The sequence below is a fragment of the Burkholderia sp. D-99 genome (assembly GCF_011605345.1).
GTDB lineage: Bacteria > Pseudomonadota > Gammaproteobacteria > Burkholderiales > Burkholderiaceae > Burkholderia.
In genome coordinates, this window is record NZ_JAAOXM010000001.1 from 1,293,573 (window position 1) to 1,307,652 (window position 14,080).

At 66.0% G+C, this 14,080-nt stretch carries 10 protein-coding genes and 1 tRNA gene; 4 read left to right on the top strand and 7 right to left on the bottom strand.

The window, feature by feature from the left end; genetic code table 11:
• Window positions 1–27 precede the first annotated feature (27 nt).
• Window positions 28–1,218 carry an ABC transporter substrate-binding protein gene (locus HAV18_RS05645; protein ID WP_166953598.1) on the top strand — a complete coding sequence of 397 codons (1,191 nt, stop codon included), beginning with the start codon at window positions 28–30 and terminating at the stop codon, window positions 1,216–1,218.
• A gap of 16 nt (window positions 1,219–1,234) precedes the next feature.
• Window positions 1,235–2,038: an ABC transporter permease gene (locus tag HAV18_RS05650; RefSeq protein WP_166954151.1), complete on the top strand. Its 804-nt coding sequence runs from the start codon at window positions 1,235–1,237 to the stop codon at window positions 2,036–2,038.
• Between the two features lie 28 nt (window positions 2,039–2,066).
• On the opposite strand, the gene HAV18_RS05655 is transcribed toward HAV18_RS05650, so the two are convergent.
• From HAV18_RS05655 to fdnG, 7 genes are all read right to left on the bottom strand, one after another.
• Window positions 2,067–2,162, bottom strand: a tRNA-Sec gene (locus HAV18_RS05655).
• Between the two features lie 32 nt (window positions 2,163–2,194).
• Window positions 2,195–4,120 carry a selenocysteine-specific translation elongation factor gene (gene selB, locus HAV18_RS05660; protein ID WP_166953599.1) on the bottom strand — a complete coding sequence of 642 codons (1,926 nt, stop codon included), beginning with the start codon at window positions 4,118–4,120 and terminating at the stop codon, window positions 2,195–2,197.
• Window positions 4,117–5,556: an L-seryl-tRNA(Sec) selenium transferase gene (gene selA / locus HAV18_RS05665; RefSeq protein ID WP_166953601.1), complete on the bottom strand. Its 1,440-nt coding sequence runs from the start codon at window positions 5,554–5,556 to the stop codon at window positions 4,117–4,119. Before selA ends, selB begins: the two co-directional genes overlap by 4 nt.
• A gap of 75 nt (window positions 5,557–5,631) precedes the next feature.
• Entirely contained in the window at window positions 5,632–6,567 is a 936-nt protein-coding gene (gene fdhE / locus HAV18_RS05670) for a formate dehydrogenase accessory protein FdhE (protein ID WP_347814731.1), read from the bottom strand.
• 109 nt (window positions 6,568–6,676) lie between these two features.
• Window positions 6,677–7,303 (bottom strand): formate dehydrogenase subunit gamma, encoded by a 627-nt coding sequence (locus HAV18_RS05675; RefSeq protein WP_011355693.1) that lies wholly within the window; start codon window positions 7,301–7,303, stop codon window positions 6,677–6,679.
• A complete protein-coding gene (gene fdxH, locus HAV18_RS05680; protein ID WP_166953605.1) occupies window positions 7,300–8,214 on the bottom strand; it encodes a formate dehydrogenase subunit beta in 915 nt (304 codons plus the stop codon). The genes HAV18_RS05675 and fdxH overlap by 4 nt, the downstream gene beginning before the upstream one ends.
• Before the next feature lie 10 nt (window positions 8,215–8,224).
• Window positions 8,225–11,296 carry a formate dehydrogenase-N subunit alpha gene (gene fdnG / locus HAV18_RS05685; RefSeq protein WP_166953607.1) on the bottom strand — a complete coding sequence of 1,024 codons (3,072 nt, stop codon included), beginning with the start codon at window positions 11,294–11,296 and terminating at the stop codon, window positions 8,225–8,227.
• 143 nt (window positions 11,297–11,439) lie between these two features.
• Between fdnG and HAV18_RS05690 the strand changes: the two genes are divergently transcribed.
• Both HAV18_RS05690 and HAV18_RS05695 read left to right on the top strand, forming a co-directional pair.
• On the top strand, window positions 11,440–12,372 hold the full coding sequence (locus HAV18_RS05690) for a YihY/virulence factor BrkB family protein (RefSeq protein WP_166953609.1): 933 nt from the start codon (window positions 11,440–11,442) through the stop codon (window positions 12,370–12,372).
• A gap of 403 nt (window positions 12,373–12,775) precedes the next feature.
• A complete protein-coding gene (locus HAV18_RS05695) occupies window positions 12,776–13,939 on the top strand; it encodes a porin (protein WP_166953611.1) in 1,164 nt (387 codons plus the stop codon).
• Window positions 13,940–14,080: the final 141 nt, after the last annotated feature.

A 14,080-nucleotide genomic window follows, 5' to 3' on the forward strand; every position in this document is an offset into this window, starting at 1 on the left:
GGCCGATACCAGCGGGGAATCCTCATCATGTGCAACGTACCGATGTCACGACGCGAATGGCTGAAGCTCGCGTCGCTCTTTACCGTCGCGGGCGCGGCGCCGCTGCTGAAAGCATCCGATGCACGCGCGGCAGCCGATCCGAATGCGCCCGTGCGCATCGGCTATCTGCCGATCACCGATGCGGCGTCGCTGCTCGTCGCACACAACAACGGCTACTTCGAAGCGGCCGGCATCCAGGCGGAGAAGCCGACGCTGCTGCGAAGCTGGGCGCAGCTGGTCGAGGCCTTTCTGTCGGGACAGGTCAACGTCGTGCACCTGCTGTCGCCGATGACCGTGTGGGCGCGCTACGGCAGCAAGGCGCCCGCGAAGGTCGTCGCATGGAATCACGTGAACGGCTCGGCGCTGACGGTCGCGCACGACGTGAACACCGTGGCGGACCTCGGCGGCAAGACGGTTGCCGTGCCGTTCTGGTATTCGGTGCACAACGTCGTGCTGCAGGACATGCTGCGCGCGCAGGGTCTCGCGCCCGTGCTCAAGCAGTCGGGGCAGCCGGGGCCGAAGGAAGTCAACCTGGTCGTGATGGCGCCGTCCGACATGCCGCCCGCGCTCGCGTCGAACAAGATCGCGGGATATATCGTCGCCGAGCCGTTCAATGCGGCGGCCGAACAGTTGAACATCGGCAAGATTCTCCGCTTCACGGGCGACGTGTGGCGCAACCACGCGTGCTGCGTGATCTTCATGCACGAGCAGGACCTGACGCAACGCGCGGCGTGGTCGCAGAAGGTCGTCGATGCAATCGTCAATGCGCAATTGTGGACGCGCGCCCATCCGCAAGAGGCGGCCAAACTGCTGTCGAAGGAAGGCCCGAACCGCTACACGCCACATGCGTCGCAACTGCTCGCACGCGTGCTCGCGCCGCAAGCGGCCGATCAGGGGCGCTATCTCGGCGATCGCGCGATCCAGCACGCGAACTGGGGCGTGAAGCGCATCGACTTCCAGCCGTATCCGTATCCGAGCTATACGGAAGAACTCGTGCGCCGGTTGAAAACGACCCAGGTGGAAGGCGCGAGCCAGTTCCTCGCATCGCTCGATCCGAAACGGGTCGCTGGCGATCTGGTCGACGACCGGTTCGTGAGGAAGAGCATCGAAGCGCTGGGCGGCATGTCGGCGTTCGGCCAGGATGGCGGCTATGCACGCAAGGAGACGATCGTTGTCTAGCTTGCTTGTACGGGAAATGTCGTCATCGGCGCGGCGTCCGGTGCCCGCGTCCGCGCATTGGCGCAGCATCGTGCTGGGCGGTGCGGGACTGGCGGCCGCCCTGGCGCTGTGGTGGCTCGCCGTCACGCTGCTCGCGGGCCACAATGCGATGGCCGCGCAGTTCGCACCGCAGCGTGCGTTCGAAGCGCTGCCGTCGCTCGTCGCCGAGGATCAGCTGCTCGTGCATGTGGCGACCAGCCTCAAGCGCATCGCCATCGGACTGGCGTGGGCGCTCGTGGTCGGCGTACCGTTGGGATTCGCGATCGGCCGTCTGCGCTGGCTCGAACAGACGCTCTCGCCGACGCTGCAGTTTCTCCGCATGATCTCGCCGCTTTCGTGGATGCCGCTGGCGGTGATGTCGCTCGGCGTCGGCGATCGCGCGGTGTATTTCCTGCTCGCTTTCGCCGCGGTCTGGCCGTTGGTGATGAGCACCGCAACGGGCGTCGCGCATCTCGACCGGCGCTGGATCCAGCTTGGCGAAAGCCTTGCCGCCACGCGCGCGGAAATGCTCTGGCACATCTACGTGCCGGGTATCGCCGCGCATGTGCTCACGGGCGTGCGCCTCGCGATCGGCATCTTGTGGATCGTGCTGGTCCCGGCGGAAATGCTCGGTGTGAGCGCGGGGCTCGGCTATCTGATTCTCGACACGCGCGACCGGCTCGCGTATTCAGAGCTGACGGCCGTGATCCTCGTGATCGGCGTGCTCGGTTTCCTGCTCGATCTGGCCGCGCGCGCGATCGCGGCCCGGTTGTCGAGCGATATGTCGGGGGGCGATCGGTAGAGTCCGGAATGCGGGGGGAAGCTTTGAGTGGCGGAAGGCAGCCAGAGTCGAACTGACCCGGGAGTGTCTGACACCCCCAACCGGGTTTGAAGCCCGGCCGTACCACCGGATACGAATGCCTTCCTCGGGGAAAACGACAAAAAGAACAACGAGCGCCTACGCCTGAATACCCACCCAACCGCTGTCAGGCCGCAGGAAGTGACGTTCGCGGTGGAAGCGAGTATACCCAACCCGATCGAAGAACTCGAGAATCTGGATCGCACGCTTGCGGCCGAGCCCCGTCGCGTCGCGGAACGTCGCGGCATCGAGCCCGCCGTCGCGCGACGGCGCGAGATGCGCCACCAGTTCCGCGAGCTCGCGCACCACGTCCGCGTGATAGAACAGGTCGCGCACGACCTGGTGCACGTCACCGCGCCGTGCAAGCTTGCGCAGCAAGGTACGCACCGCTTCCTCGGCCGCCCCCGTGTCGCGGGCCAGGTCGCGTACCCACGGCGGATCGAAGCGCCCCGCATGAATCAGCGGCAGCAGTTGCTGCGCCAGCGCTTCCTCGCGTGAATCGAAGCTCACGGCATGAGACGGCAGATGCAGCCACGGCCCGCTTCGCGCCACGTCGCCGCCGGCCACCAGCGCATCGACGAGCGCGCGCCACAGCGCATCGCCGGCGAGCGGCGCGGCCATCCGCCGCAGCCGCGCGGCGTCGAGCCCCTGCTCGTCGGGCATGCGCTCGTGATACGCGCGCAGCGTGTCGATCGCCCGCGTCTGCAGCGCACGCCAGTGCGCATGCGCAATCACCGCGCCGTCATTCGACGCGGCATCGCGCTGCCCGATCGCCAGCGCGTCATCCGGCAATGCCAGCGCGTTCGGCGCGAAACCCGTCAGATGCGTGAGCATCGCGCGCGGGATGCCGAGCGGCGCCTGCGCGAGCAGCGCATCGAGATGCCCATCGTCGAGCCATTCGGCCAGCGCGTCGAGCCACGCACGGCGCTCGGGCGTACGACGCTTGCGCGCCGGCCCGAACGGGTCGAGCACGCGGCCGCCGCCGACCGTGCGCGTCGCCTGCGGATTGCGGACGATGAACCGGTCGCCCGGCAGCGCGAACACCGGCTCGTCGAATACCAGTTGCACGCGCATCCGCTGGCCGGCCGCCAGCGTATCGCCGTCGAGCAGCGCGACATGCGCGACGCGATGCAGCGTGCCGAGATGCACGTGCAGCGGTGCCCAGTGCGTGAGCGTCAGCCCCGCCTCCGCGAGCAGCGTCAGATCGACGTCGAGACGCGGCGACGTCGCGACGAGCCGCGCATCGGCCACGGTATCGCCGCGCTCGACATCGGCCTTGTCGACCCCGGCCAGATTCAGTGCGCAACGCTCGCCCGCGCGGCCGGCCTCGACCGGCCGGTTCTGCGCATGGATGCTGCGCACGCGCGCCGCGCCGCCCGTGCGCACGATCGCGAGCGTGTCGCCGTTCGCGACGCGCCCCGCGAACGCGGTGCCCGTCACGACGGTGCCCTGCCCCGCGAGTGTAAACACGCGATCGACCGCGAGCCGGAACAGCCCGTCGTCGCGGCGGCCGCGCCACGCGATCGCGGCGTCGGCCAGGTAACGCTTCAACGCGGCAACGCCCGGATCGTCCACGGCCGTTGCCCGCGTTTCGAAGATCGGCACACCGGCCAGCGTCGAATCGGTCAGCCACGCGGCGATCTCGTCGCGCACCTCGGCCACGCGCGCGGCGTCGACGCGATCGCACTTCGTCAGCGCGACAGCACCATGTGTGACGCCAAGCAGTTGCAGGATCGCGAGATGCTCGCGCGTCTGCGGCATCACGCCGTCGTCGGCGGCAATCACGAGCAGCGCGAAGTCGATCCCGCACGCGCCGGCCGCCATCGTATGAATCAGTTTCTCGTGGCCCGGCACGTCGATCAGGCCGAGCACGTCGCCGTTGTCGAGCGGCGTATATGCGTAACCGAGTTCGATCGAGATGCCGCGCGCTTTCTCTTCCTTCAGGCGGTCGGTATCGACGCCCGTCAGCGCGCGCGCCAGCGTCGTCTTGCCGTGATCGATGTGTCCGGCGGTACCGACGATCATGCAGCAGGCCCCGCGAGCGGCACGCATTGCGCGACGAACGTCGCCTCGTCGGCAGCTTCGAGGCAGCGCAGGTCGAGCCGCAGTGCATTGTCGGCCACGCGGCCGATCACCGGACGCGGCCATTCGCGCAGCCGCTTCTCGAGCTGCGCAAGCGCGCGGCCGCCGCGCTTGCCGTCCGCCGTGCGCACCACGAGCCCGGCGCTCGGTAGCTGGTCGACCGGCAGCGCGCCGCTGCCGATCTGGCTGAACATCGGTTCGACCGTCACGTCGAAACCGCTGCCGAGCGCGGCCTGCAGTGCCGGACGCACGCGTTCGGCGGCCTCGGCGATCTCGCCGTGCGGGCGCGTCAGCAGGCGCAGTGTCGTGAGCCGGTCGCGCAGGAATTCGGGGGACTGGTAGAGGCGCAGCACGGGTTCGAGCGCCGCGAGCGTCAGCTTGCCGACGCGCAGCGCGCGCTTGAGCGGATGTTTCTTGATCTTCGCGATCAGCGCGCGATCGCCGACGATCAGGCCGGCCTGCGGCCCGCCAAGCAGCTTGTCGCCGCTGAACGTGACAACGTTTGCGCCGGCGGCAACGGTTTCCTGCACGGTCGTCTCGTGCGGCAGGCCCCATTGCGACAGGTCGGCGAGCGTGCCGCTGCCGAGATCGACGGCGACCGGCAGCCCGTGCTCGCGCGCGAGCGGCGCGAGTTCGGCGAGCGTCGCCTCCTTCGTGAAGCCGCTGATCGCATAATTGCTGCAGTGCACCTTCATCAGCAGCGCGGTGCGCGGGCCGATTGCGTCCGCGTAGTCGCGCAAATGGGTGCGGTTGGTCGTGCCGACTTCGCGCAGCTTTGCGCCCGCGCGGCTCATGATGTCGGGGATGCGGAATGCGCCGCCGATCTCGACCAGCTCGCCGCGCGACACGACGACTTCCTTTTTCGTCGCAAGCGCCGACAGCGCCAGCAGCACGGCCGCCGCGTTGTTGTTGACGACGGTCGCGGCTTCCGCGCCCGTCAGTTCGCACAGCAGATCGTCGATCAGGTCGTCGCGATCGCCGCGACGGCCCGTGGCGAGGTCGAATTCGAGGTTGACGGGGCGCGTGAGCGCATCGACCACCGCGCGCACCGCGTCGTCGGGCAACAGCGCGCGCCCGAGGTTCGTGTGCAGCACGGTGCCGGTCAGGTTGAACACGGTGCGCACCGCGCCCGCGCTCTGCGCGGCCAGCGTACGCGCGACGGCTGCGGCGATGCCCGGTTCATCGAGCGGTTCGGCCCCCGCCGGATCGTGCTGCGCGGCGGTACGCCAGCGCTCCAGTTCGGCGCGCACGGCATTGAGCACGCGCGTGCGGCCATAGTCTGCGACGAGCGGTTGCAACGGCGCCGACGACAGCACGCGCTCGACGGACGGCACGCGCGCCAGCACCGCATTCAATTCATTTACACCCGGTTCGGTCACGTAGTTGTGGCTCCAGTCTCATGCTTCGCAGTCGGCCGGCGCCGGCGCTCACGCACCGCCCCCGGCCTCGTGCCGTCAGTCCGCTTCCCGCGCGACGTCCGGCCACAGCAGCGGGTTCGGCGAACTGCGCTGGTAGCCGGCCTCGTTCATCAGCAGGTCGAGCGTGAGGCTCGCGAGATCGTCCGCGAGCGGCTCGAACTCGTAGTCCTTCTCCTGATAGCCGATCTTGCGATAGGTCTTGCACTCGTCACACGATTCGGCCTTGACGGCTTCGCTGCCGCCTTCGATCCCGTGATAGGCGATGCCCTTCGTCGAATCGCAGTGCGAGCACTTCGTGCGCACCATGTGCCACTCGGTCGTGCACAGCCCGCACTGCAGGAAACGGTAGCCCTGGAACTGGCCGCCGACCCGCACGATGCTCGCGACCGGATGCGTGCCGCACACGGGGCACAGCCCCGGCTGGTCGAGATACGGGACGTCGGCCGGCGCCACGCAGCTTGCGAGATCCGTCCAGACGACCTGCAGCGCGGCCATCAGGAACGGCGCGGTGGCCGGGTCGACTTCGGCGAAGCGCAGCGCGAGGATCGCGTCGGCCTGCGCGTCGAGTTCAGCAGGCGCCATCAGGCGCAGCCGGTCGAGCAGCTTCGCGAGCTGCGGGTTGACGAGCCCGGCGCCTTCGACGCGATCGATCAGTTCGTACAGCACGGCACGCCATTGCGGGTTGCGCTCGCCGTCGAGCGCCGGCACGAGCGGCATCGAATGCTGCTGCGCAAGCGCGATCGCTTCCTTCGACGGCAGCGGCAGTTCGAGCGTTTGCAGTATCGCGTGCTGCGCATCGGCGACGGTGGCCATCAGCCGCAGGTAGCCGCTGATCGGGTTCAGGTCGGCCAGCTTGCGCAGCCGCGCGGCGCGCGCGGAGAACGCGGTGGCGCGCTCCGGCAGGCGAAAGCGCGGGATGGCCGAATGATCGAGTGCCGAGATCTCGGTCGGTTCGAGGATGCGTTGTGTCACAGAAATGTCTTCCAAATAAACAAGCGCCGACGCATCGGCGCTTTCGGGCGGTTCCGGCGAAGGAACGGAACGCCTCGCCGCGATCGGCGAGCCGCCCCGCTCCGGTGCGTTATTTCACGCTTTCACGGAACCACTTCGGGTGATGCTTGCGAGCCCAGCCCAGCGTGACGGTGCCGCGCACCATCGCGCCGATCGAGCCCTTCACCCACAACGCCGCGTAAATGTGCACGATGATGCTCGCGATCAGCACGAAGGCCGCCACGGCATGCACGACAGCGGCCGCGCGGATCACCCCGATCGGGAAGTAGAACGAGAAGTAGCGTCGCCAGATCACGACTCCCGACAGCAGGAGCAGCAGCAGGCACGCCACCAGCGTAAAGAATAGCAGCTTCTGCCCGGCGTTATAGCGCCCGACAGGCGGCAGCTTGTCTTCCTGGTTGGTCAGTACGTCGCCGATCTGCTTCAGCCACTGGCGATCGTCCGCGTCGAGCGCGTTGTGATGCCAGAAGCGCACGACCAGGATCGCGAACGACACGAACATCACGAGGCCGACGAACGGATGCAGGATCCGCGTCCACTGGCCGCCGCCGAACAGCGCGGTCAGCCAGAACATCGACGGGTGGAACAGCGCGAGCCCGGACAGCGCGAGCAGCACGAACGTGATCGCGGTGATCCAGTGGTTCGTGCGCTCGTTCGCCGAGTAGCGGACGATCAGGTTGGGGTCGTCGTGGTTCATTTCGCGTCCTCCTTGATGCGTCGCGCCTCGTCTCGCGCGGCCGATTCCTCTTCGTCGCTCACCTCGTTCGGGCCAACCCGGACATAGTGGAAGAACCCGGCGAGCGCAGTCAGCGCGATGCCGGCGACCGCGAGCGGTTTCGCGATGCCCTTCCACAGCTTCACCATCGGGCTGATCGACGGATTGTCGGGCAGCCCGTGGTACAGCGAGGGTTTGTCGGCATGGTGCAGCACGTACATCACGTGCGTGCCGCCGACACCCTGCGGGTCGTACAGCCCCGCATGCTCGAAGCCGCGCTCCTTCAGGTCCTCGATCCGCTCGGCCGCGTGCTGCTTCATGTCCTCCTTGGTGCCGAACACGATCGCGCCCGTCGGGCAGGTCTTCACGCAGGCCGGCTCCTGACCGACCGCGACGCGGTCGGAACAGAGCGTGCACTTGTACGCGCGATGATCCTTCTTCGAGATCCGCGGAACGTTGAACGGGCAGCCGGTCACGCAATAGCCGCAACCGATGCAGTTCTCCTCGTGGAAATCGACGATCCCGTTGTTGTACTGCACGATCGCGCCCGGCGACGGGCACGCCTTCAGGCAGCCCGGATCCTCGCAATGCATGCAGCCGTCCTTGCGTATCAGCCACTCGAGGTCGCCTTCCGGGTTCTCGTATTCGGAGAACCGCATGACCGTCCACGAGTGCTCGGTCAGGTCGGCCGGGTTGTCGTACACGCCGACGTTGGTGCCGACCTCGTCACGCAGGTCGTTCCACTCCATGCATGCCGTCTGGCACGCCTTGCAGCCGATGCACTTCGATACGTCGATCAGCTTCGCGACGCTCCCGGTCACCGGTTCGCGCACCGTGGGCGGTGGCGTCGTGGTGGCCGAGACGCGCTTGATATCCAGCGATTGCAATGCCATCTCTTTCCCCTTACGCCTTTTCGACCTTCACCAGGAACGACTTGAATTCCGGTGTATAGGAGTTGCCGTCGCCCACGGACGGAGTCAGGGTATTGGCGAGATAGCCGGGCTTCGTCAGTCCCTTGAAGCCCCAGTGCAACGGGACGCCGACCGTCTGGACCTTCTTGCCGTCGACCATCAGCGGCTTGATCCGCTTCGTGACGAGGGCAACCGCGATGATGTAGCCGCGCTTGGACGACACCTTCACGCGCTCGCCATGCGCGACGCCGACTTCCTTCGCGAGGTCTTCGCCGATCTCGACGAATTGCTCGGGCTGGATGATCGAGTTCAGCCGCGCATGCTTGGTCCAGTAGTGGAAATGCTCGGTCAGCCGGTACGTGGTCGCGGCGTGCGGGAACTCCGGCGCCTGACCGAACGACGCGCGGTCGTCCGGGAACACGCGGGCGGCCGGGTTGTTCAGCGCCAGCGGGTTGTTCGGGTGCAGCGGGTTCGTGCCGATCGGCGTTTCGAACGGTTCGTAGTGCTCGGGGAACGGGCCTTCGTTCATCCCCGCACGCGCGAAGAAGCGCGCGACACCTTCCGGATTCATGATGAACGGCCCCATCCCGTTCTCGGGTGGTTCGTCCGCCTTGAAGTCGGGGATGTCGGGGCCCTTCCACGCGCTGCCGTTCCAGCCGATCAGCTTGCGGGTCGGGTCGAACGGCTTGCCGGCGACGTCGCACGATGCGCGGTTGTACAGGATCCGCCGGTTCGCCGGCCAGGCCCACGCCCAGTTCAGTGTCTGGCCGATGCCGGTCGGGTCGGAGTTGTCGCGCCGCCCCATCTGGTTGCCGGCCTGAGTCCATGCGCCGCAGAAGATCCAGCAGCCGCTCGCGGTCGTGCCGTCGTCCTTCAACTGCGCGAACGCGGCCAGCTGCTCGCCCTTCTTCACGAGCGTCTTGGCCGGATCCTTCGGGTCGGGCAGATCGGCGAGCGCCTTTCCGTTGAACTCCATCGCGAGCTCTTCGGGCGTCGGGCTTTCCGGGTTCGCGTACGGCCAGGTCAGGTTGACGATCGGGTCCGGATACTTGCCGCCGTCGGTCTGGTACATCTTGCGCATGCGCAGGAACAGCCCCGACATGATCTCGAGGTCGCTACGCGCCTCGCCCGGCGGCTCCGCGCCCTTCCAGTGCCATTGCAGCACGCGGCTCGAACTCACGAGCGAACCGTTTTCCTCCGCAAAGCACGTGGTCGGCAGACGGAACACCTCGGTCTGGATCTTCGACGCATCGACGTCGTTGTAGTCGCCGTGATGCTTCCAGAACTCGGACGTCTCGGTCGCGAGCGGATCCATGATCACGAGCCACTTCAGCTTCGCGAGGCCCGCCGCCGTCTTCACCTTCGACGGCGCCGCCGCGAGCGGGTTGAAGCCCTGGCAGATGTAGCCGTTCATCTTGCCGGCATTCATCAGCTCGATCGCCTGCAGCAGGTCGTACTGTTTATCCAGCTTCGGCAGGTAGTCGTAGCCCCAGTTGTTCTCGGCGGTGGCCGCATCGCCCCACCAGGACTTCATGAAGCTGACGTGGAAGGCCTTGTAGTTCTTCCAGTAGCTCAACTGGTTCGGCCGCAGCGGCTGCTGCACGCGCTTCGCGATGTAGCCGTCGAAATCCTGCTCGGACTGCATCGGCAGCGTCATGTAGCCCGGCAGCAGGTTCGACATCAGCCCGAGGTCGGTCAACCCCTGGATGTTCGAGTGGCCGCGCAGCGCGTTCATCCCGCCGCCGGCGATGCCGATGTTGCCGAGCAGCAGTTGCACCATCGCGCCGGTGCGGATGATCTGCGCGCCGATCGAGTGGTGGGTCCAGCCGAGCGCGTACAGCACCGTGCCGGCGCGGCCGGGAACGGCGGTGGTCGCGAGCATCTCGCACACCTTCAGGAACTTCTCCTTCGGCGTGCCGCAGGTCTGCTGGACCATGTCCGGCGTATAGCGCGCGTAGTGCTGCTTCAGCAGGTTGTACACGCAACGCGGATGCTGCAGCGTCGGGTCGACCTTCACGAAGCCGTCGTCGCCGCGCTCGTAGTCCCAGCTCGATTTGTCCGGATACGCGTGCTTTTCCGCGTCATAACCGGAATAGATGCCGTCGTTGAACGCGAAATCCTCGCGCACGATGAACGAGAAGTCCGTGTAGTTCTTCACGTACTCATGCTGGATCTTGTCGTTCGTCAGCAGATAGTTGATGACGCCGCCCAGGAAGACGATGTCGGTGCCGGTGCGGATCGGCGCGTAGTAATCGGCCACCGAGGCCGTACGCGTAAAGCGCGGGTCGACGACGATCAGCCGCGCCTTGCGGTGCGCCTTCGCCTCCGTTACCCACTTGAAACCGCACGGATGGGCCTCGGCTGCATTGCCGCCCATCACGAGAATCACGTCCGCGTTCTTGATGTCGACCCAATGGTTCGTCATCGCTCCACGGCCAAACGTCGGGGCAAGACCTGCCACCGTCGGGCCATGTCAGACACGCGCCTGATTGTCGAATGCGAGCATCCCGAGACTGCGGACGGTCTTGTGCGTCAGGTAGCCGACCTCGTTGCTGCCCGCCGACGCGGCCAGCATGCCGGTCGTCAGCCAGCGGTTGACCTTCGCACCGTCTTCGGCCGTCTCGACGAAGTTCGCGTCGCGGTCGGCCTTCATCAGCTTCGCGATGCGGTCAAGCGCGTCATTCCACGAGATCGGTTCCCACTTGTCCGAGCCGGGCGCGCGATACTCGGGATGCGTCAGGCGGTTCGGGCTGTGGATGAAGTCGATTAGGCTCGCGCCCTTCGGGCACAGCGTGCCGCGATTGACCGGGTGGTCGGGATCGCCCTCGATGTGGATGATGCTCGGCTGCGCGTTCTTGGCGCCGTCTCCGAGGCTGTACATCAGGATGCCGCAACCCACTGAACAGTAAGGACAGGTGTTGCGCGTTTCGACGGTGCGCGCCAGCTTGTACTGTCGGACTTCGGCAAGCGCTTCGGATGGCGAGAAGCCCATCAGGGCTAGACTCGATCCGGCAAGCGACGTAGCCGTCACCTTCAGGAACTGGCGCCGGGACATTTGTAGCATGGCTGGTCTCGGCGTTATTGTGGGGGTGGGGAAACTGAAAGGAATTATAGACAGTCCGCGCAACTATGTTCGATTCTTCGGATCAATTCTGAATTGTCCGATTACCGATGGTGACCGCCGCACGGCATCTCGACCGCTATTTCATGAAACGACAGATCACCTCCGAAGCCACCCGCCTCGCCCAGCAGCAGGCCAACTGGGCCCTCACCGCGTTCAAGCGCTTCTCGTCCGACCGCTGCTCCGCGATGGCCGCGGGCATTGCATTTTTCTCCGCGTTCTCGCTCGCGCCGATGCTCGTGATGGTGATCGCCGTGGCCGGCTGGTTCTACGGCGACGATGCCGCGCGCGGCCAGGTGTTCGAACAGGCGCACCAGCTGATCGGCAACGATGCGGCGGCCAGCATCCAGACGATCGTGCAGAACGCGCACCGCGCGGGCGAGCGCGGCGGCCTGGCAACCTTGATCTCGTTTGCCGCGCTCGCCATCGGCGCGTCGGCCACCTTCGCGTCGCTCAGCGCCGCGCTCAGCGTGATCTGGCCGGCCACCGAAAGCCGCTGGTCGAGCATGCTCGGGCTCGTGCGCGTGCGGCTGATCTCGTTCGGGCTCGTGCTCGGCGTCGCGTTCCTGCTGATCGTGTCGCTCGTGCTCGACACTGCGATCACGTTCGTCGGCACCTGGCTGCTGGGCAATTCGCCGTATGTGATCGTCACGAACCTCGTGCAGTTCTTCGTCGGCATCGCGGTGCTCGCGGCTGCGTTCGCGTCGCTGATGAAGTTCCTGCCCGATGCGCGCGTCGCGTGGCGCGACGCCGCTATCGGCGGCATCGTGTCCGCGATCCTGTTCTCCGGCGGCAAGAAACTGTTCGCGCTGTACCTCGCGCACGCGGGCACCGCCAGTGCATTCGGTGCGGCCGGATCGTTCGCGGTCCTGCTGATGTGGCTGTACTTCTCCGCGATCGTGCTGCTGCTCGGCGCGGAATTCGCGGCGGCCCGCGGCAACGCGCATCGCCTCGCCGGTACCGCACCGGCCGCGGCTGCTCAAGCCGATCGGCCCGCCGATCGCATGCGCAACGACTGATTCACGCTGTTCACAACGTCGCGGCTCGACCCCGCACACCCGTCCGCCCTCTTGCAACCACGCAGTCCGCCGCGCATTCGCGTGACGTTGATACGTTCGTTGCATGCCGCGCGTTCGTTGCCGCAACCGCAAACGTTTGCAAGCTCCTGTTTCCGTTCGCCAACGGGCCGAAACAGGCTGCCTGCTGCAATGCGCAGCAGCTATCGAAACAATCGCGCCGCAGCAACTGTCAACTATTTCAAAAACAGGAACAGTCGTTGATGTGCTTGATATATATGGACTTTTTCACGCTGTTACCTTTTCGAGACACTTTATTTTTTAAGCTTTCTTGCGTCTATGGCACTGAGCTATTCTCCAATCCGCAACAAATAACGATGAATCACTTGCGTGGAGAAACTCAACGATGAAGAAACTTGCTCTCTCGACCCTCTCGCTCGCCCTGCTGGGCGCCGCTGGCGCTGCTCAGGCTCAGTCGAGCGTGACGCTGTACGGCGTGATCGACACGTCGATCACCTATGTTCACGGTAACGCAGGTCAAGGCAACAATTCGTGGTCGATGGGTAGCGGCAACCTGCAAGGCAGCCGTTTCGGCCTGAAGGGTTCCGAAGACCTCGGTGGCGGCCTGAAGGCGATCTTCCAGTTGGAAAACGGCTTCAACTCGGCATCGGGCGCACTGGGCCAGGGTGGCCGCATGTTCGGCCGCCAGGCATTCGTCGGCCTGCAAAGCGACCAGTACGGTACGGTTACACTCGGCCGCCAGTATGACCCGCTCGTCGACATGGTCCAGGCAGTCACGGCAGACAACTATTTCGGCAGCGTGTTCGCCACGCCGGGTGACGTCGACAACAACGACAACAGCCTGCGCGTCAGCAACGCAGTGAAGTACACGTCGCCGGTCTGGGCTGGCCTGCAAGTCGAAGCGATGTACGCATTCGGCGGTGTTGCCGGCGCAACCGGCAGCGGCCAGACGTGGGCAGCGGCAGCAGCCTACAACAACGGCCCGCTCGGCCTGGCAGCTGGCTACTTCCACGCAAACAACTCGGCGCCGATCACCGCAGTCGGCACGCGCAGCGGCTGGGCCGGCTCGTCCGACGCAATCTTCGACGGCGATACGGGCACGACCTTCATCAACAACGCATTCACGACGTCGTCGTCGATCGGCATCGCGCAAGTGGCCGGCCAGTACGCATTCGGCCCGGTGACGGTCGGCGCGGGCTACAGCAACGCACAGTACAAGTCGGACGGTAGCTCGGCGTTCGGCACGAACCAGAAGTACAACACGGGTCGTGCATTCGTGACGTACCAGGCGTCGGCTCCGCTGTTGCTGGGTCTCGGCTACATCTACACGAAGGGTAACGGCGACAACAACGGGAAGTACCACCAAGTTTCGCTCGGCGCAGACTACTCGCTGTCGAAGCGCACGGACGTCTACCTGGTTGGCGCGTACCAGCACGCAAGCGGCAAGAATGCCGACGGCAGCGATGCGCAAGCGTCGATCGGCTCGTACGGTATTGCTGGCAAGAGCTCGCAAGAGCTGGTCGCACTCGGCCTGCGCCACAAGTTCTAAAAACGACGTACCCGGCGTGCATGGCGTCTTCGACGCCTTGCCGCCGAACTGGAAAGCCAGTCATCGGTTTCGGCCGTGGCTGGCTTTTTTTTCGTCCGTCGCTGGCAGGCCGGTACAGGCCGCGCCAGCCGCCGGCCGATG